The sequence below is a fragment of the Priestia sp. FSL W8-0001 genome, assembly GCF_038050335.1.
GTDB classification, from domain to species: Bacteria; Bacillota; Bacilli; order Bacillales; family Bacillaceae_H; genus Priestia; species Priestia flexa.
In genome coordinates, this window is record NZ_JBBPAL010000001.1 from 2359721 (window position 1) to 2384138 (window position 24418).

The window sequence follows — 24418 nt, forward strand, 5'->3', positions numbered from 1 at the left end:
TTGTAACAACACTGTATTACAAAATAACATCACCAATATTACATTTTTGTTACAAGAACCGACATTTTTCTTCCATTTCTATGCCTACAGAATGACATTTTCAGTACTTTATAAGTATATAAGATTATTTAATTAACTTTATTTTACATTTAAATTCCTTTTCGGAGGGTAAGATTGGTTCTAAAATCACCGTTAACATTATGTTTATATTTCAATTATTTTTTTGTATAGTTCGTCGTATTTTTACCAAAACCTGAAACTTTTTTGTGTTTTTTTCGTTTATGCACCTTTTCAAATGAAATAGATGCATAAAATGATAAAACATGGAAAAAATAGTTTGCTGTAATAACTTAAGCTGATTGGAGGAATACGTAAATGTCTAACAAAGACGGAATTCACGGTACGAACGTAAATGGCGCCGGTGATTCTGAAGATAAGCGATTTACTGAAGGTGAAGATGAACAAACATTAACAACTCGTCAAGGACACCCCATTCGTGATAACCAAAACAGTCGCACAATTGGAAATCGCGGCCCTGCTACTTTAGAGAACTATCAACTAATTGAAAAACTTGCCCATTTCGATAGGGAACGTATACCAGAACGCGTAGTTCACGCTAGAGGAACCGGTGCTCACGGATACTTTGAAACATATGGAAAACTAGGTGACGAACCTGTAGAGAATTATACGCGTGCAAAAGTTTTTTCAGGAGCAGGTAAGCAAACTCCTGTGTTTGTACGTTTTTCCACTGTTACTCATGGAAAAGATTCTCCAGAAACGATGCGTGACCCTCGAGGATTTGCAGTTAAATTTTACACAGAGGATGGAAATTGGGACTTGGTGGGAAATAACTTAAAAATCTTTTTTATTCGGGATGCAATTAAGTTCCCTGACCTTATCCACTCATTTAAACCAGATCCTGTTACAAACAGACAAGATACGGAACGAATTTTCGATTTCATTTGCCAAACGCCTGAATCAATGCACATGATTACCTTTTTATTTTCTCCATGGGGGATTCCAGCTAACTACCGTCAAATGCAGGGCTCAGGAGTTAACACATATAAGTGGGTAAATAAAAATGGGGATGCTTTTTTAGTTAAATACCACTGGGAGCCAAAACAAGGTATTAAAAATCTTACTCAGAGCGAAGCTGAAGCTATTCAGGCAAAGAACATTAGTCACGCTACGCAAGATTTATATGAGGCAATTGAAAAAGGAGATTATCCAGAATGGGAGCTTTGCATGCAAATTATGGAGGATGGCGAACACCCTGAACTGGATTTTGACCCTTTAGATGATACAAAGATTTGGCCTGAAGATCAATTTCCGTTTCTACCAGTTGGGAAAATGGTCCTTAATAAAAACCCGAATAATGTATTTGCTGAAACCGAGCAAATATCGTTTGGAACTGGCGTGTTAGTAGATGGTCTTGACTTCTCTGATGACAAAATGCTTCAAGGTAGAACGTTTTCTTACTCAGATACTCAGCGTCATCGCGTTGGTGCAAATTACTTGCAGCTGCCGATCAATGCACCAAAAAAGCATGTAGCAACAAATCAACGAGATGGCCAAATGGCTTACCATGTGGATGAGGCACCGACCCAAAACCCTCATGTTAACTATGAACCTTCGCTTTTAGGTGGCCTTAAAGAAGCAACAGATAGACCTAAGCCTCATCAACCCAAAGTAGAAGGCCATCTTAAAAAAGAAAAAATTGAACGTACAAATGATTTCAAGCAAGCTGGTGAGCGCTATCGTTTACTAGAAGAATGGGAGCGTAAAGATTTGATTCAAAACCTTGTGGACGGGCTTAAGCCTTGTCACCAACAGATCCAACAGCGTATGATCGAGCTTTTAACAAAGTGCGACGAAGATTATGGTCGACAAGTGGCAGCTGGCATTGGCTTTACGATGAATGATGATGGCACTTATGATATGGAAGCTGGATCCGAAATCACCCCATCATTTGGGCACTTCCCAATTGAAGGGGTTCTCCTTTAGGAAGTAATAAGGCTTCTGATGCTGTACAAGAAGCTGAACAAAAAGGACACGATGCCCACCCTTATTAAACATATTTCAACAAAAACAGCCCCCCTACTAGCAGGGGGGCTGTTTTTGTTCGAAACGGGATTACCATTTTACAGCAAACACGCGGTAGTCATGTTTTAGCTGTGGCGCATTGTACGGTTCGCCATATAAATATCCTTCGCACACCATTGTCGGCTGTAGTGGTTCAACCCACTGTTCAACCTCTTTCGCTGTGCCATTTGTTAAAATATAAACACATTCAGAAACTGGTCCATCATTGTTAACATGATCGACTTGTAGTACTTCCACTAACACATCTTGGACACACGTTTTATTCTGAATTGACATAAGCGTACGATACGTAAGACCGGTTGGCAGCGTAGCTTTCACTCGAAAATGCAAACTATTTTCGTCAAAGAAAGACGCTAATGAGACAATTGGTAACGTCTTATTTTGTTCATACGCTTGAGATAGAATCTTGACCAGAACTTCCTCACTCAAGACGATCCCTCTTTCTAAAAAACGCTTCATCACAACACATGCGAACATTGTCTAATTATGCTCATAGGATATTATACTACCACATTTTTTAATAACGTGTACTATTTTTTTTGAAATTCAAATAGAATTTGTTACCATCTACTTCTTTCTACTCCCCACAACTCTAGCAATTATTAATAAAACAAACAGCAAAACAAATACTCCGACACCAACAAACATCTCATATAAGAAATTAATCACCTGCGTGTCCCCCCTTTTACTCATAGCAAAAAGAACGCCGTCAAAACAGCGTTCTCTCGCAACTTATCAAAGAAAGCCTAACATATTTACAAATACAATGATGATTAATACGGGAGCTACATAGCGAATGACTAGTAACCAAAGCGCAAACCACTTTTTCACATTGTTAGAACCTTGTTGAAACTCTTCAATTAAGACAGCTTTTTTCATTTTCCATGGTACAAATAAAGCTAAGAGCAAACAACCTAACGGCATTAAAATATTACTTACTAAAAAATCGGCAGCATCAAAAATTGATTTACCAAAAATCATTACGTCTGCTAGCGGTCCAAACGATAGTGCTGAAGGAATACCAACAATAAAAATTAATACTCCAGATATCCATGACAACTTAATACGTTTACCAGATTTCCCTTTTGCTAATGACGCCACAATAATCTCAAGCATAGAAAAAGCAGATGTCAATGTTGCAAATAAAAATAGCGCTAAAAACAATGTTTGGAATACTAGTCCAAAAGGAAGTTGTTCAAAAATTGTAGGTAAAACTACAAATAACAGCCCAGGTCCTTCTGCAGGCTCTCCTCCCATTGAAAAAACTGCTGGAAAAATTGCAAGGCCAGCTAATAGAGATATGACAATGTTTAAACCAGCAATAGACACTGCAGATTTCGGCAAGTTCTGTTGCTTCGTTAAATATGAGCTATACGTTACCATTACGGAAACACCCACACTTAATGAAAAGAATGCCTGACCCATCGCAAATAAAATAGCTTCAGACGTTAAGTTTGTAAAATCTGGATAAAGAAAAAACTTGACGCCTTCCATTGCGCCATCTAATGTTAAAGATCGAATAATAATAGCAATAAAAAGTACAAATAATGCAGGCATTAAAATATTGTTTGCTTTTTCAATTCCGTTTTGAATCCCTCGAGATACTACGATAATTGTCAGGAGTAAAAATACAAACTGTGCAATTACAGCGCTTGTTGGATTAGCAATTGTGTTACCAAACAATGTACTATAGTCTTTCACTCCACTGAGTCCACCTGTCACGCTGGCAAATAAGTATTGTAAAATCCAGCCGCCAACTACACTATAAAATGATAACAAAATAAAGCACGTAATTACGCCTAGGTAGCCAATTCCTTTCCAGATGGATTTGGGCGCTACAGCGTCATAAGCACGAATTGCTTCTTTTTGCGTATTACGTCCTAATACGAACTCTGCTAGTAGTAAAGGAAGACCGATAATAGCTGTAAACAGAATAAATAGAAGAAAGAACGCTCCTCCCCCACTTGTACCTGCTACATAAGGAAGCTTCCAAATAGCTCCAATTCCGATAGCGGAACCAGCCGAAGCTAAAATAAAGCCAATTTTTGATGTCCATTGTTCCTGTTGACTCATCTCATCTCACCATTCTCTATATTTTTTCTGATTTGTCATACTATATCACACAACTTTGGTTCCGAAAAGGTTTTTTATTGTTTTCCTGTAAAAGCTATGGTATGAATAATACAGAGAGTAAACGTTTAAAGTAAAAATACTCTTTACTTTTTCTAAAAGCTTTACAATTTGAGGTACAAATGATGACAAATCAACAAGAAAACAAAAAAGAATGCTTATATAAGTTTCATGATTTTATTTTAGTTCAATGTCCAAGCTGTCAACTTTGTGCTCGTATAACTTCAGTTAGCCATATCAATGGGTTACATCAGTGTGAATGCTCAAACTGCGGTTATGATGATAGTGCTTCACATAAAATGGAACTTTCTTTTGAATTTAAAGAAGGATTCGATCCCTTTTTTAACTTGCCTTTGTATTTAAAAACATCTTGTCCAAATCATTTGCTATGGGCATATAATTTAGAACACTTACAATACATTGAATCCTATGTTAAAGTCGGCCACCCAAGGCATATTCCCGAGCCCGATTTGTTCCATGTTTACGTTCCTAGCTGGGTTACAAGCAGCGAAGATCAAAAAGAAGCGCTAGCTAAAATTGAACAGCTCAAATTTAGTGTTTTTCATTCCGAAAAGTAGCCAGCACTCATAGCTGACTACTTTTTTAGTTTGATTTATATTCCCTTCTGTAATCACCTGCTTTGTCAAATTCATCTGCGCTTCCTACAAAGAAAAACTCAATTGTATGATTGGTATTTTCTGTCCCTTCCGTTGCGCCATGAATCATTTTTCCTGGTTTTAACTCTTTTCTATCGCCACCGTCGCTTACATAGTAATATTTATTCGTAGCCCATCCTTCATGCGTCAGTAACGTTTTTGTTCGACTTCTGCCGTTTTGGTCAATATGAAAAACTGTATATTCCCCTTCCATTTCCGTAGGTTGCCCGTTATCTTTATCATATTCAACCGCCACCCAACCTCTATATCCATCGGGAATTAAATAGAGGCTTGGCCTAGCTGTTTCATTTGAACGACTGCAACTTATTAATAGCATCATTGTAAAGCTTAACAACAAAAATCTCTTTTTCATTCATTCACCCTCTTTAATTTATTCAGTATAAAAGGCTGTATTTAGTGTTTGTTTTGAATATAAAACTATGCGAACGAACACGAGAAAAATATATGCTGAATGATAATTTCTACAGAGAATTATTTTTATTATTTTTTCACATAATAAAAGTAAGACTTTTAATTGTGGAGGAAAGCACATGGGCTATCTGTTTTTATTTATTTTGCTGTTTGTGATTCCTTTTTATATGCAGCAACGAATTGTTCAAGCCGATCGAGCTCATACAAAAGAGCTTCTTGATGCTGAGCAATCCAAAGTACCAAAAAGCGATTCCCCTTAATCAAGGAATCGCCTTTTGTCTATCGTTCATTCTTTAACATTTCAGCTAACGTTAATAAGTTAAGCTTCCCGCAACAATAAAGCCAACAGCAATCGCAGCAGCAAACAGCGTAAAACCAACGGCAATATTACCTTCTTCAACTTTCTTTGCCAAGTTTGTTTTAGGTGTCATAATGTATTCAATAATCCAATAAGCAATCACCTGTGTTACAATTCCCACTATGCCCCAAACAGCTGCATCAACTAAGTTAACGCTATTGCTCCAAACCGTGTAAATAACAATTGCAAGACCAATTCCTTTTCCCCATAACTTAAGTGCAACGGCAAGGTTTCCTTTTCGAATAAGTTCACGGTCATTAAACTTTGTTGTTAATTCAAATACGATAATTCCAAGAAATAACAAAAGTAAACCTACAACTACGTGAGCTAGAAAGCTACCAATACTTCCCCATTCAATCCATTCAGTCAACGCCATTTTTTTCATCCTCACTTTCATTTTTTAATCCAATTGGCAAATAATAAGATGCATTATCAGTAATTTGATTTCCCGCTCGAATACCAACTGCACTCGGCCTTCCATTTAGTAAAAAGCAACCATACATAATATGGGCCGGTTGTTTTCCTTTCTCTGTGACAATTTCTGCTATGTCAAGTTCTAAGAATTGTTGATAAACAGGCACTTCATCTTCATACGTTTTTTGTGCGTCCTCAGCCACTTTTTTACCTGAACCTTCATATATTTCAACCGTATCACCTTCTCGACCAAACGAAGGCTTTTTTACATAAGGCTTTTGACTTTTTATAAAAACATCTTCTTCTAAATATGTAGGTAAGAAATAAGTATAAATCCATTCATGCTCTTCTTTTGTAAAAAACGGATGCTTCTGCTCATACAGGCCCCAAATCACAACTTGAATTGCTTTTGATTGCAATAAAAAAGCAGATGGCGGATTGATAATTGCGAGTTGTTTATCTTTGACAAGCTTTAAAAGCATCTCACCAACGCCTTCATCTGTAACTGGATCTCTATCGTTCACTAAGTGCTCAATGGGATACGTTTGTCGATAAAGAACGTCAATTTTCTGCCCGGTCGTATCATATAGTCCTGGCTCTAAAACAAGCTCTCCTTGTTCATATATTGGCTTATCTACAATTCTAAGCTTATCTAACGGTTCATACCTTGCTTTTACATTGGCTTGTTCCATTAAATACGTTGTTGTCCATTTGTCTTCTTCATGGTCACCATGGGATGAAAAAACAATATGCGGATGCGTCGTCTTCCCAAGCTTTTCATAAGCTTTGAAAATGGCTTCTTTTAATACACGAGATAAATGTTCTTCTTCTTTTTGATTAGGATCATGTAAACCAAACTGCTTGCAAACACGACGATTCACGTGGAATAATTCTTTAATGAAGGTAGGAGTGTCCGCATTTAACTCCATCACTTTGATACCAGATTCGTTAACGATGAAATCAATTCGAGAAATCACAGTTTCTACCTCCATGGTCTGAAGCCGAATATAAGGTAAAACTTCTTTTGGAAATCCTAATGATTGCAACGTTTCGTCGTTAAGCGTTCGTAAAAGATGAGCTGTTTTAAAAAATACATGCCCCACTCGATCTGCAGCGGTTTTAACCTGCTTAATTTTTTCTGCCTTTTCGACTTTTATATCGTATAAAGCGTACTCTTCATCGTATAAATCATGCCAAAACGAGTCGATATTTTCATAGAATTGTTTGCGTATATCGGTCATGTTTATCCCCCAAAACCACCTTTAGTCCCTGATCCAATTCCAGATTTATAAGATTTATAGGATGAGTCACTTGTTAAGGATTTTTTAGAGCTATATGTTTTTCCATTATGATAGTAGTGGCCTCCACCAGTTGTACTTGATGAGCTATCACAATAATATGTTTGAGTATCTTCATCCCAATCCCAGTCTCTACAGCTGTCATCATCCGGTTCAGGAGGGCGATTCGACCCGCAGCCAACGAGTGAAGTAACCATTACAGTGGTTAAAACGCCAGCCATCATTTTTTTTGTTTTTGACATCTTTCTTCCTCCTCAATACTTAACTCCTGTTTCGGTGACATATAGTACATATACTTTTCGGTCTTCATCAATTTCTGCTGAGTCCCGCTCCCATTCTCGACCGTTGAAATAACTATAAACAGTGCCTAAATATGAGAGCACTTCAAGGTGATTGGAGAGGGACTTGATTGTAAGCAACGGGTGATTACGATACGAATTCAGTTCTCGAATTTCAAGCGTTAAATATTCGCTATCACTTTCCTTCTCCTCTTTAGGAGCATGCTCATATTCATCAACGTAGATTACATGAATATCATCTTCAAAAGCAGACGAACGCTGCTTATAGGTAACACCTTCTTTTACGAAAAATTCACATTCCCTCCGAGCAAGCACTTGTTCTAGTTCAATAGACTCATAATGATAAATAGAAGTATATGTTTCATTTAATTTCAATAGACGGTATTCCAACAAACTCTCCATCTTTTTTCACCTCCGTTTGTGACGATTGTGTGACATTACACCATTATATACGCGACGCAAACATGAAAGTTTCAAATTTTTAACAATATTTTCTCAAAAAAAATCGATTCAGCTGTCTGAATCGACTAGATATCATTGATTTTAATATGATCATTTCATATGAGCCTTGTACTAATAATGTAATAACTTAATAACCTACAGCACCTACCTAATAATAACAAATTCTGTAATAAAAAAAAGTACAAAACTTACTATTGCGATAAGAAGCCCTCTCTCAATCTATACAAAATCTCGTTAAGAATTTTGTCAAACTAGTACATGTAACTTACAAAAAAGAAACTCGGACGTAACTACATGGTTCCTTTTCACAGACGAATCATGACTGTTCTAACATCGTTAAGTTGTAAAAACAAGTTCGTTCCATTGCGCTGCAGACACTCACTTTCTGCGGGAAGTCGAGTGTCTTACGCTCCATTCCACCCTGTTTCCAACATTGTTTTCACAACGAACAAAAAACCTGAACGATTAAAAGTGAGAAACTCTCAATCGTTCAGGTTTATCATTGGCTGAATTACTTATGTCCCAGCCTCAAATCATTGACTGAAACACTTATGCCCCAGCCCCTTTTACTCTTTGCTACCTCTCGATATTAGTTCAAAACCTCCGCTAAAAGGGTCAAAAGCATACTTTAACACTTGCTCTCCACGCGCAACTGTAAGTAAATATTGTCTCTTTTGAGAATTCTGAGGACCATTTGCTTCATACACTTTATCACCTTCCATAAATTGAGATAGAAGAAGCTGTTCTCGCTGGGCGAGTATATCTTTTGCCTCTTCGTAACTATATAATGGAAGGTTGTTTGTATAAATAACTGGGACAAATACTAACACAATAATGGCTGCTGTAAAGAACCCTTGTCGAGCTACTCGCATCATTCGGTTCGGTCGCTTTGATAATAAAATAGCAGCTGCTATTACAGCTATAAGCGGGACAATATAAAATTCTACCAATGGGATATTGGCAAATACGGATCGATTAATTCCTAAAACAATAATTTCGATTGCTGCTACAAGAACTAGAATAAAATAAACCACAAACTTCTTTCACACCTTTATATTCCAATGCAGATTATATAATCTTCATTCGGTCATTTTTATCCTTATTGTACCATAGCACTACTAAATTAAGCATTATCTGATAAATGAAATTCGATCACTAGGTTGTAAAACTTCTACATGTTCTTCTACGCTCTCTGGGTATTTAATTCCTTGTCCTGTATTTAAGCAAACTATGTGCTCCGTTCCTTTTAGCCACCCACTCGCTTTTAGTTGTCTCACCGCAGCAAAGGTCGCTGCCCCTCTAGCTTTAGATGCATCATATTTCTTTTGACATTTTGGACAAGATAACGATTCTACATAGCTAAACGGCATATCAATAGCTCCTTTCTTTTATAAGGCAATATATACATGAAGGTGGGACATAACAAAACAAGTTTTCAAAAAGAAGAACAACTCCTTTTCTCATCTCTTTACGTTGTCAGAATACGTTTGTTCGATTGCGCTGCGGGATCTCAGTTTTCCCTCTCTTTCCCGCAGGAGCTAAGTGTCTTACGCTCCATTCCACCCTGTTTCCAAAATCTTTTTCACAATCAACAAAAAACCTGAACGATTAAAAGTGAGGAGCCCTCAACCGTTTAGGTTTATCATTGGCTGAATTACTTATGTCCCAGCCTCACTCTTTAATTATTTACCACTTTATTTGCAAGGTTTCCCGCTTCTTTTTTTTCTTTTTGACCTCTTCTTAACGCTAACGTGATGGAAGCAGCCCAAACAATTAAAATAAACGCATAGATAGCTGTTTGCATAGGAGTAGAAACAGAGCTAGACATTAAAAGAGTTCGTGCATTAGTCAAAATAATAAAGCCACCTACCAACGCCCCTAATAAATGGGCTGGAATAATTCGTACAAGCCAAGCTGCGATTGGCGCTGCAATAATTCCACCAATCATTAAAGCAGCTACCCACATCCAGTTCACTTGTTCCCAACCAAGCGAAATTAAGAATCCTAAAGTAGCTGAAACCGCAATAGCAAACTCACTCGTGTCTACTGTACCAATAACTTTACGAGCACTCAATCCACGTTTTGTTAATAAAACTGGGGTAGCAATTGGTCCCCATCCTCCTCCCCCCGTAGCATCAGCGAATCCCGCTATTAACCCCAAAGGAATTGATTGTTTTGCAGATAATGGCTTTGCTTCCCTTTCCTCACTCACTTTAAAAATAAATAAAAACCGAATTAAAACGTAAACCCCTAATAGCAGTAAAAATGTAGAGATATAAGGCTTTACCATATCACCTGGTATGTTACTTAAAAAACACGCTCCAACAAACGCTCCAATTGACCCTGGAATTACTAAGCGTAATACGGTTGTCTTATCAACATTTCCAAATCTAATATGGGAAGCTCCTGATGCAGCAGTCGTTACGACCTCCGCTAAATGAACGGATGCAGATGCAACAGCAGGTGCAATTCCAAATGTGAGTAATAGCGTGGTTGATGTAACTCCGTAAGCCATTCCTAACGATCCATCAATTAATTGAGCGAAAAATCCGATAATTGCAAACGTAAGTAGTTTTTTCATTTTTTTATTTCCTTACCCTTTCATGATGATAAATTGTTTTCTTTTATAGTTAAAGTCCTTTTTGTATTTGGGTAACAAAAAAAGACTCCTAACCTATTGTTAGAAGCCTTCGGTTTTTCCGATCAGCCCACTCATTGCTAGCTACAGTATATTCAGCTTTTATGAGATGGTTTCATTTTAATTCAAACTATTCCTAGAAGTCAACTGTGTTTTTTGAAAATCATAAATAATGATTTCTCTTTTTTAAAGTTCCTCCAATAAATCTTCAACCTCATTACTATCTACTTTTTGATAAGCTTCAACTTCTTCTAATTCAGGAACCTTTCCATAGAATGGCTCTTCGCTTCTTCTTACTTTTTCCACCCAGTAAGGATCTAGATTTAAAGCTTGTTGAATCGTTACCATTGATAACTTTCCTCTAATTGCCTCCTCCACTTGTAAAGGTGTAAATAAATTTCCTCCGCTAATAATGGGAATGCGCTGATTTACATGTTTAATAATCGCTGGCACAACCTCAGCCTCACCCTCTTTATGAGGCGTTGTTTTAGCATGAAAAGATTTGACTTCTAAATGAACATAGTCAACTTTTTCTTCAATTAACTTATCAATCCATACCATGGTATCATCTACCTTATTGCCTCCATATCCCTTTTCCTCCGGAGTCATCGCATAACCAAGTAAAAAGGGTCTATTAGTAGTATTTTTAATAACTTTGGAGACCGTGCGAATAACTTGAATTGAAAAAGATAGGCGATTTTCAGCTGTTCCTCCAAAAGTATCTTTACGATGATTTGCTTGCTTTGAAGTAAACTGCTGTAAAAGATGCCCGCTTCCTCCTTCAATTTCAACCCCATCAAAGCCAGCTTGAATAGCACGCTCGGTTGCACGAGCAAATGCGTGTAACGTATGATCTATTTGAGGTTCATTCAGTTCTTTTGGTTTTTTTCCTTTTCTACGGACCGCCACCCTGCTAGGAGCAACTGCTTTGTCCCCAACTTTTAAATACTCAGCTGACAAAGCTCCACCATGAGAGATGCGTAAAATCGTTTTAACCTTCATTCTTTTTGCCATGGCTGTAAATTCATGGAGTTTTCTTGCTACATAATCTCTATGAATCCCTAATTGACCATCCATTGTCTTTCCGCCTTCTTCTATATAAGCGGGGCCTACTATCACCATGCTAACATCCTTGATTCGCTCTCGATAAAAAGCCATATCTTTATCAGACAACTCTCCATTTTCATGAGAACTCTGCGTAAATAAAGGCCCCATAACAAGGCGATTTTTCATTTCCATTCCGTGGACAAATTTAAAATGTTTAAATAATTTTTCATATGAGGCGTTCAAAGGTTTCACACCCTTTTTTCTTTTAGCTTGGCTTTTATTTCAATCCTTTATGACGATTTATCACATAAAAAAGGAACGTTATTTAGTAAACGTTCCTTACGTCCTGAATGGGGTAGAAAACAAATTCTGCCTTTCCTACTACATCATTGATATTAACATTCCCTAATCCATTTCGACTATCTTTGCTATATAATCGATTATCACCCATTACAAATATTGAGTCTGAAGGGACCTTAATCGGGCCAAAATCTCCGGTTAACTGCATTTGTAAGTATCGAGCCGCTTGTAAATTACGCTCTAAATACGGTTCTTTTACTTTCTTATCATTAATATATAATTCATCATCTTTCATTTCAATTTTCTCTCCAGGTAACCCAACTACTCGTTTTACATAATGCTTAGCTTCTCCGTTTCCATCAACAATGATAATATCTCCACGTTGCAAATCATGGATAGCGTAAGACAATTTGTTAACAAACAATCGTTCCCCATTTTCTAGCGTCGGGTTCATCGAAGCTCCTTGGACTATATATGGGCCAAATATAAAAGTACGAATAATATATATAAGTGCAATTATGCAGACTAAGGACTTAAACAGACTTCTCAGCTGATCACTTGTCGTCTTTTCAGTAGCCATGTTTTGAACTCCTTTATTGAAACATTCATTTGTTTTATTATTTTCTTCTTTACACATTTATTCTCATTACATAGTAGAAAGACTAACTTACATAGTAAAAAAATAACCCCTAATTTAACATTAGAGGTTTCCATTACGCAAGTTACGTCTTTACCCCTCTTATTATATCATCATGAAGCTAATAGAGACTAGCTTTTACATATTCTTTATCAAATTGTCATTTTTTTATCATACTTCATCATATTGCCTAATGAGGTGATAAGTAAAGAATAATGCATAATTTACTCTATCTGTTAAAAGCTAACCAATAACAAACAATCAGATGAAAGGAGTAATCGACATGAGAAAAATCATCCTTCTCTTAACAACATTAATGCTGTTTTTCACCTGTACCTCTACCTCATGGGCTGCTGAAGAACCACGCTTTCAGTATCGCTATAACTATACCGAGTTAAGAGAGTTTTTACATATAAATAGTCACTAGCGTCGCATAAATTTTAACCGAATTTTCTGTTTTCTTATTTTTCCTTTTATAAAGAAAAACGAATACTCTTGAACAGAGGTAGTAAACATCCATTTTTTTACTATAACTGTTGACGAGTGTGACAGAGGCGGGAAACCCTTTATGGGACCGCTTTTCCTGCGATTTTTCGTAGCCATAAGTGAGCGGATTTCCATGGAGCTGCCTTCAGTAAACGACTAATTTGTAAGTACGTTCTCGAACTATTCGTGTTCAGTTGTGCCAGTACATGCAGGCAATAGACAATCATCGCGATGTACACCTGATTATGCACGCCTTGTTCGCTTTGTGCGTAGAACTTTTTAATAGTCAAGTGCTGCTTCAGCCATTTAAAAAATAGCTCGATTGCCCAGCGCGACTTATATAACTCAGCGATTTCGTCAGCGCTTAAATCAAATCGATTCGTGATCAGATGCAGTTCGTTTCCTTTTGAATCGAGCACTTTGATGAAGCGAAAAGCGTTTTCTGCACGGTTTTGTGGTGTACCAATCAAAACCATTTCATCTGAAAACACAAGCGAGTCTTCAGGCAGTTTAAATGGCTCGATTACACGAATGACAGCGTTTTTTCGTAAGCGTGACACAAAGAAATACCCATCGTCTGTCATGCGGTCAAATCGTTCATAATCCAAGTAACCCCGGTCAAAGACGTACATGCATTCTTTGTCGTCAACGAGTACTTCCAGCTGACCACGATCATGTTCTTTCGCGTTTGTCAGCACCGCTTTATCTGGATAGGAACAGCCTTTTTCTGCGTAAACAAGACGTAAATGAAGCTTGATGCCCGACTTTGTTTTACGGAATTCAGCCCACTTATGGTTTTTCAAGTTCAATGGCAACGTACTCGAGTCGATAATTTTCAGTGGTGTTGTCGTTTCTCGGCGCTGCTCATAATGTGATTTCTCGTGAATTTGGGCAACTAAATCCAAAAATACCTGTTGGAACACTTCAGTCGGCACTTGATTTAATCGGCGTCCGAGCTGCGAAAAGCTAATCGCTTCTAAATGCGTCGCTTTTTGAAGGTCGTCAGAAAATAATGTCTCACTGACTGCACGCAGACTCTCGGTTTCATTGAGCTGAGCGAATACGAACAATTTCAAGAATGACGCAATGTGTAGCTTCTTTGTATAGTAATTTAATTGATAGCTTTCAACCAATTCCTCGAGTTTTGTGGAGAAAATCGGTGAAAACCATTGTTCAAATGATGTTTTTCGTGTAAACTTATCTATGCTTATTGTCCTTTATTTTGGATTTGGATGGTTTAGTACCTCCCAACCATTATAAAGGCTTTTTTATGCAAAGATAAAATTACTGAAAATTTAGATTTTTATAAAGCGCTGAATTATTTTAATGCGACACTAGTGATAAATAGTAAAGAATTTAAAAAAGAATGGAAAAGTGGCACGACGATTGCTCAAATGGCCGAAAAACGAAATATTAATGAGCAGGAACTTCTTTTATTTTTAGCGGATAAGCAATTTTCTCAGCTTGATCGGGCTCTTCAAAAAGGGGAAATTGATAAAGATTTTTATCATAACTATTCCATGACGTTAATGCGCGATAATATCTTGTCCTTTATTCATGCCAATGATCACAAATCTACCGCTAAGAGAATAGATAAACCCATTAAAACGTTAGCAGGAAAAACAGCACATTGGCGTGGCAAAGTAGAATTTCTAAAAGAAGAAGGCGAAGTTAAAAGCTATACCACCGTGCAACCTATTCAAAAAGAAAATGCCGAACAGCTTCTTTCTGTTGATACGGTATTAAGTAATAACCTTAAAGCTTATGACGTAAAAGACAGCAGCCAAGTAACAGAAGACATTACGTTTGCCATGATTGAAGTAACATGGGAAAAAGAAGGCAAAAAGCAAAAAGAAACGATTGTTGTAAAGTAAACTCATCAACTTTCCCATAAAAAAATCAGCTCCTTATTATAGCAGCTGATTTTTTTTGGTACTTAAATTACATGCTTTAAATTTGATTTATCTCTTTCACTAACACAGAAATAGCGTCTGTTTTTGTCGCTTCACGCATTGTACGCTTCATTTCACTTGCTTGTTTTTGAAGAAGCTCTAATTCTTGTAAAAATGTTTCTTTTGTAATCTGCTCTTCTTCTAAAACGGTACAGTAACCTTTCTTTTGAAAGGCTTTTGCATTCAGGATTTGATCTCCTCTGCTTTGCGCTTTAGATAAAGGAATAATCATCATTGGCTTATGAAGAGCTAAAAATTCGAAAATAGCATTAGATCCTCCGCGCGTAATGACGTAATCAGTCGCTGCTAACACGTCAGGTAGCTCTTCGTTCACGTACTCTAACTGGCGATAGCTCGGCAAGTTAACTAAGCTCTCATCAACGTTGCCTTTTCCACACAGGTGTACAATTTGGAACTTTCTTTGAAGTTCTGGAAGCGATTCACGAACAACTTCATTAATTTTTCGCGCACCTAAGCTTCCACCCATGATTGTAAGAATTGGCTTTTTATCATAAAAGCGGAGCCAGCTTTGACCGTTGTTTGCTTTTCCGTGAAATAATTCTCGACGAATCGGCGAACCCACAACCTGCACTTTTTCTTTCGGAAAATAAGCAGCTGCTTCGTCAAATGATGTGAAAATTTTTGTTGCAAAACGCTGAGCGATTTTATTTGCCAGTCCCGGAGTTAAATCACTCTCATGAATAAATACTGGAATATTAAGCGACTTCGCTGCCATAATGACAGGTACCGTTACAAATCCACCTTTAGAAAACACAAGCGAAGGTTTAAGCTTTTTTAACACTCGCCTTGCGTCTCCTACACCTTTAACTACTCGAAAGACGTCTTTTACATTTTCCATATCCACGTATCGACGAAGTTTCCCACTCGAAATCGCATAATACGGAATATCTAAGTTTGTAATTAATTCTTTTTCAATCCCATTATGAGAGCCTACATAGTGAATATCCCACTTCTCTTGATCTAACTCTTTCATAATAGCAATATTGGGAGTAACGTGGCCAGCTGTTCCCCCGCCAGTAAATACAATTACGTTCTTACTCATCTTATTTCCTCTCTTTACACTGCATTTCACGCATTTTTAATTTTCTATTCATTGAAAGATTCTTTGCCTTTGCCTTTATATAAATGATAAAGGCTTAACGCATTTATTATAACACCTTCTATGTATATATACTGTTTAAAATCCAAACGATGCTCAATTTCATGATACAATTATCATGTTTAGCTTTCAAAAAGGATGTGATTCTCATTAAGAACGTTAAAGGAAAAACAATCGACCAAGAAACGCGTTGCGTTCATTATCATTCCGCTAAAGATATTATTTCAATAAAATTTTATTGCTGTGAAGACTACTATCCTTGCCATCGCTGTCATGAAGAAACAGCAGATCACTCAGCTAAAGTTTGGCCTCAAAAGCTGTTTAATACAAAAGCTATCCTCTGTGGTGCATGTCATAATGAGCTAAGCGTTACTGAGTACTTATCTTGTAAATCACGATGCCCACACTGCCAAGCTGCTTTCAATCCAGGGTGTAACTTGCATATTCACCTCTATTTTGAGGTCTAAGTGCTTCATTCATTAAGAAAAGCTGAACAAATTGTTCAGCTTTTTATAGTAACTCTTCGTTAACGTTAACTACTGCTGAGAGCAAACCTGGAAATAGCTCCTCTAGATCTTCTATTCGCAGTGAGTAAAAGTGCTGTGTTCCTTCAATTCTAACCTTGATAACTCCTGCTTCGCGCAGTACCTTAAAATGGTGGGATAGCGTTGATTTTGATACATTAAGCGTCTGATAATAAGAACAGTGACTCTCCTTTCTTTTCCCTAAACATTGTACAATACGCAAGCGATTTGGATCACTCAAAGCATGTAAGATAGACGTTAAACGAATTTCAGATTTGGATGGTTGATATGGATTTCTCATACGTAAAAGGTATCACATTCTCATACCTCTTTTCAATGTTTGATAATCTCCGAACTTTAATGCTTGCATGGCCACTTTTCAAGTGATATAGTGTTCATTGTTCGATGGTTTTCGAACTAATAAGACTAACGTTTTAAATACGACTAAAAAACCTTTTCATTTTAGGAGGAAATAAATATGATTACCATTCAAGCTTATATGAAAATTAATCCTGCAAAGCGCGATGCTTTTTTAGAAGCTATTCAAACATTAATTAAACATTCTACTGAAGAGGATGGAAACGTGAGCTATCAATTATTTGAAGACGCATTTGAAAAAAATTCATTTGTAATGCTTGAACAGTGGAAAGATGAGGCTTCTATTCAAGCTCATAATCAATCTGCTCACTTTGTATCGTTCGTTCAGTTTGCTAAAGATGGTGTGTTAGTAGCTCCTTTAGAAGCAAAAACTTCATTTTCTAAGCCCGAATAATTCAAAGCACTTTGAAAGTATGAGTCCAGCCAAGTTAATGGATACGCAACTGGTCACAAACAGTAAGTTCTATTTATAAAACGATCTATTGTCCTGAGGTTCGCGCCATGTTAGAAAAGCATGGATTTCAGTTCAATGTAAAAGAGTTTGGGATATAACAAAATGATTGCTTCTAAAAGACGAACACTAGCTGTTCCTATCTCTTTGGTTTGTCTGAACACGTTCGTTCCATTACGCTACGGCCACTCGCTTTCCGCGGGGAGGAACCTGAGCTTCCTCGCTGTGCTGCGGGATCTCCGTTTTCCCTCTCTTTCCCGCAGGAGTCGAGTGTCCTACGCTCCATTCCACCCTGTTTCCAACATTGTTTTCACAATCAACCAAAAAACCTGAACGATTAAAAGTTATGAACTCTCAATCGTTCAGGTATAGTAGAGGCTGAACTACTTATGTCTCAGTCTCATTTTTTCGTATAGTTGCTTTTAATTTGTATACGCTAATAGTTGAACAGTTTCCTTACATACAACTGTCTCAAGATGAAATGAGGAGTGAAAGAACATGAAACGACTATTAGTTATACTTACGGCGATTATGCTGATTGCCATAAGTCGCACACTTGTATTTGCTTCTGAAACAAAAGCGCCTAACGAAGCAGTTCCTGCAAAGAATGCTGATGTTCGCATCGTACATGCTTCTCCAGATGCGCCTGCAGTTGATATCTTCTTAGATACAAAACCCGTTGTTGAAGGTGTTAAATTTAAAGATACTACGGATTTTTTACAAGTACCTGCTGGATCACATGAAGTAGAAGTTTATGCAACTGGTACAAAAGGAACAAAAGAGCCCGTAGTAAAAGCAACGCTTGTTGTAGAAGGTGGAAAGTCTTACACGATTGCTGCTATTAACAAAGTAGATATGTTAGAACTAAAAGCAATCTCCAACAATACGGTAGGAACGTCTGATAAAGCAAAAGTTCGTGTTGCTCACTTTTCACCTGATGCTCCAGCTGTTAACGTTGGACCAAAAGGAGCCGCTCCACTGTTTACAAATTTAGCATTCAAAACAGTATCCGACTACCAGACTCTTGCTCCTGGTGCTTATGATTTAAGCGTAACAACCGAAGATGGCAAAGAAATACTTGGACTTCCAGGTACTAAAGTAGAAAATGGTAAGAATTATACGGTTTTAGCCGTGAATACTGCAAGCCAACTTGAAACAATTATCTTAGAAGATACAAAGTAACGCTTAAAAAACCAGCGCGTTTGCGCTGGCTTTTTCTATTTTATATCTGTTGATTGCAAAGTTTTAGAAGAAACATATGCTTGAATATAAGCCTGTTTTTCTTCCATATATCGCTCATAATTATTCCAGTATGAAGATGCAAGTTTGTTTTTAAGGTCTATATACCCTTCCTGTAGCCTTTCACTTTTCTTAAGTTCATCTTGAAACGCTAAGCAGCCATCCCAAAAGTCTGAGTCAACGGCCGTTACGTACAGATGAGCGTGTTGAATATGAGTTGGTATTGCACAGTAGGAGTCATTTTCCTTTATATATTTTGGATAATGCGACAAAGAAGCCTCATCTTTTAGAGCAATAAATATATTCATTTCTTCTATATAAACATATGGGCCATTTTGCAATATTTCAATAACTGACGTTAAGTCCTCAGAACGTTGAATACCTATTAATACATCGATAATTGGAGAAGCCGACATATTAGGGATAGCTGTACTTCCAATATGCTTAACTTCAATTGAAAAGTCTTTAAGCATTGAGGTTACCTTTTCTTTTTCAAATGCATAAAGAACCGGCCATTTTGTTTCATAATTCACAAGTTCAACCAATGATCTCCACCTCTCTTTAGCTTTCTTTATAATTTACCACTAAATTAATTAAAAATAAATAATTTTCTAATAATTATTTTTATACAATTTCCTCTTTCAAAAATTTTATGAAAATTGACCATTTCATTCTGAGCAATGTGGACTAAATTATTAATAAATACTCCATTTACTTGTTAATATTCCCTTATATATGCTTCTTTTTTTTATGAATTAAAAGTTAACGCTAAAGCACTCTCCCTTTTTATCTTCCATTTGTTTAGGACAAATTCATTATACCGTCACCGTTCGACATGTAGTATGATGGATAATGTAGGTAACTTAAGAGAAATATAGTTTTACCTTGAATTTTTGGTTAAGTTGCCGATATATGCTTTGAAATCCATTTTATTTTTAAGTAAATTTAGTAGAATGCAAGGAGGAAAAGATGAATAATAAACACATGATGTATGCAGTTTGTACAACTGCTGCTCTGAGCTCTTCGGCTCTTTTTTTTAATTTAGAAGCTGAAGCCGCTCAACCAGCGACTGTTAATGCCACATCATTAAACGTGCGGGCAATTCCAAGCACAAGTGGGGCAATCGTTGGCAAGCTGTATAAAGGAAACACAATTAATGTATTAACAGAACAACAAGGATGGGCAAAAATCCAACTTAATGGCAAAGACGCTTGGATATCAAGTGAATACATAGAGAAAAAAACATCACCCACAAATGTTGTTTCAAAACAAGCGACCGTGAACGCTAGCTCTTTAAACGTTCGCTCTGCCGCTAGCACTTCAGCTTCCATCGTTACCAACTTGCCGCGCAATGCCAAAGTAACCGTGATTAAAGAAAACGGAGGCTGGTCGCAGATTAAAACGAGTGACGGTAAAACTGGCTGGGTTGCCAATCAATACTTAAAAGTGGGATCGGGATCTACTACTCCTTCTTCTGAAAGTGGGGGTACGTCTGTTTCCAAGCAAGCGACCGTGAATGCTAGCTCTTTAAACGTTCGTTCTGCCGCTAGCACTTCAGCTTCCATCGTTACCAACTTGCCGCGCAATGCCAAAGTAACCGTGATTAAAGAAAACGGAGGCTGGTCGCAGATTAAAACGAGTGACCGTAAAACTGGCTGGGTTGCCAATCAATACTTAAAAGTGGGATCGGGATCTACTACTCCTTCTTCTGAAAGTGGGGGTACGTCTGTTTCCAAGCAAGCGACCGTGAATGCTAGCTCTTTAAACGTTCGTTCTGCCGCTAGCACTTCAGCTTCCATCGTTACCAACTTGCCGCGCAATGCTAAAGTCACCGTGATTAAAGAAAACGGAGACTGGTCACAGATTAAAACGAGTAACGGTAAAACTGGCTGGGTTGCCAACAAATACTTAGCCGATGTGAAAGCTGATGCACCTAAAGATGAAGGTACGTCTGTTTCCAAACAAGCGACCGTGAATGCTAGCTCTTTAAACGTTCGTTCTGCCGCTAGCACTTCGGCTTCAATCGTTACCAACTTGCCGCGCAATGCCAAGGTCACCGTGATTAAAGAAAACGGGGACTGGTCACAGATTAAAACGAGTAACGGTAAAACTGGCTGGGTTGCCAACAAATACTTAGCCGATGTGAAAGCTGATGCACCTAAAGATGAAGGTACGTCTGTTTCCAAGCAAGCGACCGTGAATGCTAGCTCTTTAAACGTTCGTTCTGCCGCTAGCACTTCAGCTTCCATCGTTACGAACTTGCCGCGCAATGCCAAAGTAACCGTGATTAAAGAAAACGGGGACTGGTCGCAGATTAAAACGAGTAACGGTAAAACTGGCTGGGTTGCCAACAAATACTTAAAAGAAGGCTCTGACCAGCCTGAAACAAACAACCCAACTGAAAAGGTTACAATTACGAAAGCTGCTAACCTACGTACGCAGCCAAGTTTAAGTGCAAGCATTCTTCGCGTAGCACAAGTCGGGGAGTCATTTAATAAAGTAGCTGAGTCAAATGGTTGGGTTCAAATTCAATATTCTAGTTCTCAAACGGCTTGGGTATCAAAAGGACTAACGAGTACTGAAGCACCTTCAACACCAGGTGAAGTAACAAACCCAACTTCAGGTTTAGAAAAGAAGTTAATTGTTATTGATCCAGGTCATGGTGGTCATGATCCAGGAGCCGTTGGTCAAGACGAGCTTGAAAAGAACCTAGCACTAAGAACAGCTAAATTAGTAGCAGCACAAGTTGAAAGCGCAGGTGGTACTGTACTATTTACTCGTTCTGACGACACCTTCATTTCGTTAGATGGCCGAACAAAAATCAGCAACGCAAGCGAAGCTGATGCATTCGTTAGCATCCACTATAATGCAGGAAGCTCATCCGCTACTGGAATTGAGACTTATTACTATTCAGCTCGTGATCAAGAACTTGCAAAATACATTCAAGAGAGCATGGTGCAACACACAAATATGAGAGATCGTGGTGCGCAACAAGCTAACTTCTATGTATTAAAACATAATAATAAGCGTTCCGTTCTTGTTGAACTTGGGTTTGTATCTAATCCAAGTGAAGAAGATCGTATTGCAACAGAACAATATCAGCAGCAAGTTTCTCGTGGTATTGCAGAAGGTATCTCACGCTATTTTGCAGCTACAAAATAAAAAAACTCTCCTTTTATGGAGAGTTTTTTTTACCAACTAGCTTTTTTCACACCAGGAACTTGCCCTTTATAAGCTAGTTCTCGAAATGCAATTCGGGACATTTGAAATTGACGTAAATAGCCCCTCGGTCTTCCTGTTACACGGCACCGATTCTTTAAACGAGTTGGTGAGGAGTCACGCGGCAGTTTTTGTAACGCTTCATAGTCCCCTTTTTCTTTTAGTTCCTGTCGAAGAAGTGCATACTTTTCTACCAATTGTTGACGTTTACGTTCTTTTACAACCTTTGATTTTTTAGCCAATGAATTCTCATCCTTTCAATGCTCTTTTTTGATAGTAATCATTCCGATTTAAAACTTATACTTTACGAGCAATTTCTACATTAAAACATAGGTAGAAGCTTAATGCAAGCATAACGTTTCATTATTTTATTAAAATAACATTTGAAATTTATTCCATTTTTTAGGCATTGTTTATAGATAAAGAAAATATTTCAATAATATTACAGTTCATTTACATCTCGATAACTTCGCTTTTATTTGTCGAATTGTAGTATATAATCAGTTGTAGAAATTCCAAAAATAATATTTCTAAAGTAAAGGTGATTAAAAAATGAAATCAACTGGTATTGTAAGAAAAGTTGACGATTTAGGTCGTATTGTAATTCCTAAAGAACTACGCCGTGTACTTGAAATAGATGTAAAAGATCCTGTAGAAATCTTTGTAGAAACTGATCGCATTATTTTAAAGAAGTATGAGCCTAACGGAGCTTGTGCAGTTACAGGAGAAGTATCATCTGACAACGTAACACTTGCTGATGGAAAGCTAACATTAAGTCGTGAAGGCATGGAGCGTTTGCTTGAAGAATTAAAACAACATAATATTTAATGAACTTAAAAGGGAACCGCTGAATAGCGATTCCCTTTTTTACTGTTTTTATAGTACGCCAAACGTATGCAAGTACACGATGACAATAACAATTGGAATGATGTAACGAAGTAAGATCATCCATGCTTTAAACAAATATTTCGCTGTTCTGGAGCCTGATATGAATTCTTCATATACAGCTTTTTTATCCATGCGATATGAAACAAAAAAGGAAATTAACAGAGCACCAAATGGCATTAAAATATTAAGTGTTAAATAATCAAGCGCATCGAATAAAATTTTCCCACCAAACGTCATATCTGATAAAACACCAAAAGATAGAGCTGAAGGAACTCCAACAATGAAGATTAAAATCCCCATAGTCCAAGATGCTTTCGTTCTCTTATCACTGTTCCCTTTTGTTACTGCTGCTACGATTGTTTCAAGTAAAGAAAATGCAGATGTTAATGTAGCAAACAAGAATAACGCTAGGAAAATTGTTAAAAACAAGCCGCCAAACGGAATTTGTTCAAACACAGCTGGTAGTACGTTAAATAGTAATCCTGGCCCTGCTGTTGGCTCTAAGCCAATTGAAAACACAGCTGGAAAAATCGCTAGCCCAGCAAAAATTGAAACCAAAATGTTTAGTCCTACAATCATTCCACCTGAACGCTGCAGACTTTCCTCTTTATTTAAGTAAGAGCTGTATGTGACCATGATTGAAATCCCAATACTAATTGCAAAGAACGATTGACCCATGGCATATAAAATACTTTCAGATGTTAGCTTTGTAAAATCAGGATTTAAGAAAAATGCTACTCCTTCCATCGCACCATCTAATGTTAATGAACGAATAATTAATGCAATAAATAAAATAAATAGTGCTGGAAACATGTATTTATTTGCTTTTTCAATTCCATTTTGAACACCTTTAGCAACGACAACAATCGTAATAATCATAAAGAGTAATTGTCCTATAACCGGTGAAAAAGAGCTTGAAATTGTATCATTAAATAAAGCTGCGTAATCATCTGTTGAACCTACCAATTGATTTGTAACGCTTCTGTATAGATATAATATAATCCAACCACCAACAACGCTATAAAATGATAAGATGACAAAACTCGTAATAACTCCTAGACGTCCTATCCATACCCATGCCGTTCCTGGAGCAATTTTTTCATATGCAGAAATAGCGTCTTTTTGTGTGCTACGCCCAATAACAAATTCAGCTAATAGTAAAGGCAAGCCGATTAATAACGTAAAGAGTAAGAAAATTAATAAAAACGCGCCTCCCCCACTAGTTCCCGCAACATATGGGAATTTCCAAATTGCGCCGATTCCAACTGCTGAACCTGCTGCTGCCATGATAAAACCTAACTTTGATGTCCATTGATTTGTTTGATTCATCTTGATGTTCCTTTCCATCTAAATTTCTTCAACAAAAAAAAGCTGGCCTAACGTCTCT

At 37.3% G+C, this 24418-nt stretch carries 28 protein-coding genes; 10 read left to right on the forward strand and 18 right to left on the reverse strand.

Annotation, left to right across the window (positions count from 1 at the left end):
* The first annotated feature begins 375 nt into the window (after positions 1-375).
* Complete coding sequence (locus MKZ18_RS12510; RefSeq protein ID WP_341344551.1) at positions 376-2004, forward strand: catalase; 1629 nt, start codon at positions 376-378, stop codon at positions 2002-2004.
* 129 nt (positions 2005-2133) lie between these two features.
* Here MKZ18_RS12510 and MKZ18_RS12515 read toward each other — a convergent pair whose 3' ends face one another.
* Both MKZ18_RS12515 and MKZ18_RS12520 read right to left on the reverse strand, forming a co-directional pair.
* Positions 2134-2532, reverse strand: coding sequence for a hypothetical protein (locus MKZ18_RS12515; RefSeq protein WP_225002376.1), 399 nt, complete (start codon positions 2530-2532; stop codon positions 2134-2136).
* Positions 2533-2838: 306 nt separating this feature from the next.
* Positions 2839-4176 carry a sodium-dependent transporter gene (locus MKZ18_RS12520; protein WP_025911316.1) on the reverse strand — a complete coding sequence of 446 codons (1338 nt, stop codon included), beginning with the start codon at positions 4174-4176 and terminating at the stop codon, positions 2839-2841.
* 179 nt (positions 4177-4355) lie between these two features.
* On the opposite strand from MKZ18_RS12520, the gene MKZ18_RS12525 reads away from it, so the two are divergent.
* Positions 4356-4811, forward strand: a complete 456-nt coding sequence (locus tag MKZ18_RS12525; RefSeq protein ID WP_144594068.1) for a hypothetical protein — start codon at positions 4356-4358, stop codon at positions 4809-4811.
* 25 nt (positions 4812-4836) lie between these two features.
* On the opposite strand, the gene MKZ18_RS12530 is transcribed toward MKZ18_RS12525, so the two are convergent.
* Positions 4837-5262, reverse strand: a complete 426-nt coding sequence (locus MKZ18_RS12530) for a DUF6843 domain-containing protein (RefSeq protein WP_061786392.1) — start codon at positions 5260-5262, stop codon at positions 4837-4839.
* Between the two features lie 178 nt (positions 5263-5440).
* On the opposite strand from MKZ18_RS12530, the gene MKZ18_RS12535 reads away from it, so the two are divergent.
* Positions 5441-5581 carry a hypothetical protein gene (locus MKZ18_RS12535; protein WP_167556126.1) on the forward strand — a complete coding sequence of 47 codons (141 nt, stop codon included), beginning with the start codon at positions 5441-5443 and terminating at the stop codon, positions 5579-5581.
* 51 nt (positions 5582-5632) lie between these two features.
* Here MKZ18_RS12535 and MKZ18_RS12540 read toward each other — a convergent pair whose 3' ends face one another.
* The 9 genes from MKZ18_RS12540 to lepB all read right to left on the reverse strand — a co-directional run bounded on the left by MKZ18_RS12540 (position 5633) and on the right by lepB (position 12717).
* A complete protein-coding gene (locus MKZ18_RS12540) occupies positions 5633-6055 on the reverse strand; it encodes a DUF350 domain-containing protein (protein ID WP_061786393.1) in 423 nt (140 codons plus the stop codon).
* The gene (locus MKZ18_RS12545) at positions 6042-7334 is read right to left on the reverse strand and encodes a glutathionylspermidine synthase family protein (protein WP_144594069.1); all 1293 of its coding nucleotides are present in this window, start codon (positions 7332-7334) and stop codon (positions 6042-6044) included. Before MKZ18_RS12545 ends, MKZ18_RS12540 begins: the two co-directional genes overlap by 14 nt.
* Before the next feature lie 2 nt (positions 7335-7336).
* Positions 7337-7633 carry a hypothetical protein gene (locus MKZ18_RS12550; RefSeq protein ID WP_025911357.1) on the reverse strand — a complete coding sequence of 99 codons (297 nt, stop codon included), beginning with the start codon at positions 7631-7633 and terminating at the stop codon, positions 7337-7339.
* 12 nt (positions 7634-7645) lie between these two features.
* A complete protein-coding gene (locus tag MKZ18_RS12555) occupies positions 7646-8092 on the reverse strand; it encodes a hypothetical protein (protein ID WP_035321291.1) in 447 nt (148 codons plus the stop codon).
* Between the two features lie 626 nt (positions 8093-8718).
* Positions 8719-9186 carry a hypothetical protein gene (locus MKZ18_RS12560; RefSeq protein ID WP_025911306.1) on the reverse strand — a complete coding sequence of 156 codons (468 nt, stop codon included), beginning with the start codon at positions 9184-9186 and terminating at the stop codon, positions 8719-8721.
* Positions 9187-9282: 96 nt separating this feature from the next.
* A complete protein-coding gene (locus MKZ18_RS12565; protein ID WP_025911304.1) occupies positions 9283-9522 on the reverse strand; it encodes a hypothetical protein in 240 nt (79 codons plus the stop codon).
* 308 nt (positions 9523-9830) lie between these two features.
* Positions 9831-10733 (reverse strand): sulfite exporter TauE/SafE family protein, encoded by a 903-nt coding sequence (locus MKZ18_RS12570; protein WP_100348180.1) that lies wholly within the window; start codon positions 10731-10733, stop codon positions 9831-9833.
* Between the two features lie 243 nt (positions 10734-10976).
* Positions 10977-12080 carry an oxidoreductase gene (locus tag MKZ18_RS12575; protein ID WP_144594070.1) on the reverse strand — a complete coding sequence of 368 codons (1104 nt, stop codon included), beginning with the start codon at positions 12078-12080 and terminating at the stop codon, positions 10977-10979.
* Between the two features lie 82 nt (positions 12081-12162).
* Entirely contained in the window at positions 12163-12717 is a 555-nt protein-coding gene (lepB, locus tag MKZ18_RS12580; RefSeq protein WP_035321281.1) for a signal peptidase I, read from the reverse strand.
* A 340-nt stretch (positions 12718-13057) separates the two neighbouring features.
* Here lepB and MKZ18_RS12585 point away from each other — a divergent pair, with 340 nt between their 5' ends.
* Positions 13058-13201: a hypothetical protein gene (locus MKZ18_RS12585; RefSeq protein WP_340842512.1), complete on the forward strand. Its 144-nt coding sequence runs from the start codon at positions 13058-13060 to the stop codon at positions 13199-13201.
* A gap of 139 nt (positions 13202-13340) precedes the next feature.
* Here MKZ18_RS12585 and MKZ18_RS12590 read toward each other — a convergent pair whose 3' ends face one another.
* A complete protein-coding gene (locus MKZ18_RS12590; protein WP_340842986.1) occupies positions 13341-14465 on the reverse strand; it encodes an IS4-like element IS4Bsu1 family transposase in 1125 nt (374 codons plus the stop codon).
* A 132-nt stretch (positions 14466-14597) separates the two neighbouring features.
* Between MKZ18_RS12590 and MKZ18_RS12595 the strand changes: the two genes are divergently transcribed.
* Positions 14598-15134, forward strand: coding sequence for a hypothetical protein (locus MKZ18_RS12595; RefSeq protein WP_340842511.1), 537 nt, complete (start codon positions 14598-14600; stop codon positions 15132-15134).
* A gap of 76 nt (positions 15135-15210) precedes the next feature.
* Here the strand turns inward: MKZ18_RS12595 and MKZ18_RS12600 are convergent, their stop codons facing one another.
* The gene (locus tag MKZ18_RS12600) at positions 15211-16275 is read right to left on the reverse strand and encodes an undecaprenyldiphospho-muramoylpentapeptide beta-N-acetylglucosaminyltransferase (protein WP_025911295.1); all 1065 of its coding nucleotides are present in this window, start codon (positions 16273-16275) and stop codon (positions 15211-15213) included.
* 161 nt (positions 16276-16436) lie between these two features.
* On the opposite strand from MKZ18_RS12600, the gene MKZ18_RS12605 reads away from it, so the two are divergent.
* On the forward strand, positions 16437-16799 hold the full coding sequence (locus tag MKZ18_RS12605; RefSeq protein WP_076512423.1) for a CHY zinc finger protein: 363 nt from the start codon (positions 16437-16439) through the stop codon (positions 16797-16799).
* Between the two features lie 43 nt (positions 16800-16842).
* On the opposite strand, the gene MKZ18_RS12610 is transcribed toward MKZ18_RS12605, so the two are convergent.
* Positions 16843-17157, reverse strand: coding sequence for an ArsR/SmtB family transcription factor (locus MKZ18_RS12610; RefSeq protein WP_025911292.1), 315 nt, complete (start codon positions 17155-17157; stop codon positions 16843-16845).
* 177 nt (positions 17158-17334) lie between these two features.
* On the opposite strand from MKZ18_RS12610, the gene MKZ18_RS12615 reads away from it, so the two are divergent.
* Together MKZ18_RS12615 and MKZ18_RS12620 are read left to right on the forward strand one after the other, a co-directional pair.
* The gene (locus tag MKZ18_RS12615) at positions 17335-17628 is read left to right on the forward strand and encodes a putative quinol monooxygenase (RefSeq protein ID WP_025911289.1); all 294 of its coding nucleotides are present in this window, start codon (positions 17335-17337) and stop codon (positions 17626-17628) included.
* A gap of 555 nt (positions 17629-18183) precedes the next feature.
* Positions 18184-18867 carry a DUF4397 domain-containing protein gene (locus MKZ18_RS12620; RefSeq protein WP_061786702.1) on the forward strand — a complete coding sequence of 228 codons (684 nt, stop codon included), beginning with the start codon at positions 18184-18186 and terminating at the stop codon, positions 18865-18867.
* 35 nt (positions 18868-18902) lie between these two features.
* On the opposite strand, the gene MKZ18_RS12625 is transcribed toward MKZ18_RS12620, so the two are convergent.
* Positions 18903-19469 carry a GrpB family protein gene (locus MKZ18_RS12625; RefSeq protein WP_061786703.1) on the reverse strand — a complete coding sequence of 189 codons (567 nt, stop codon included), beginning with the start codon at positions 19467-19469 and terminating at the stop codon, positions 18903-18905.
* A 424-nt stretch (positions 19470-19893) separates the two neighbouring features.
* Here MKZ18_RS12625 and MKZ18_RS12630 point away from each other — a divergent pair, with 424 nt between their 5' ends.
* Entirely contained in the window at positions 19894-22086 is a 2193-nt protein-coding gene (locus MKZ18_RS12630; protein WP_144594361.1) for an SH3 domain-containing protein, read from the forward strand.
* Between the two features lie 29 nt (positions 22087-22115).
* Here MKZ18_RS12630 and rpsN read toward each other — a convergent pair whose 3' ends face one another.
* Positions 22116-22385 carry a 30S ribosomal protein S14 gene (rpsN, locus tag MKZ18_RS12635; protein WP_025909990.1) on the reverse strand — a complete coding sequence of 90 codons (270 nt, stop codon included), beginning with the start codon at positions 22383-22385 and terminating at the stop codon, positions 22116-22118.
* Between the two features lie 310 nt (positions 22386-22695).
* On the opposite strand from rpsN, the gene MKZ18_RS12640 reads away from it, so the two are divergent.
* Positions 22696-22971, forward strand: a complete 276-nt coding sequence (locus MKZ18_RS12640) for an AbrB/MazE/SpoVT family DNA-binding domain-containing protein (protein ID WP_025909989.1) — start codon at positions 22696-22698, stop codon at positions 22969-22971.
* A 48-nt stretch (positions 22972-23019) separates the two neighbouring features.
* Here MKZ18_RS12640 and MKZ18_RS12645 read toward each other — a convergent pair whose 3' ends face one another.
* On the reverse strand, positions 23020-24360 hold the full coding sequence (locus MKZ18_RS12645; protein WP_078989571.1) for a sodium-dependent transporter: 1341 nt from the start codon (positions 24358-24360) through the stop codon (positions 23020-23022).
* Positions 24361-24418: the final 58 nt, after the last annotated feature.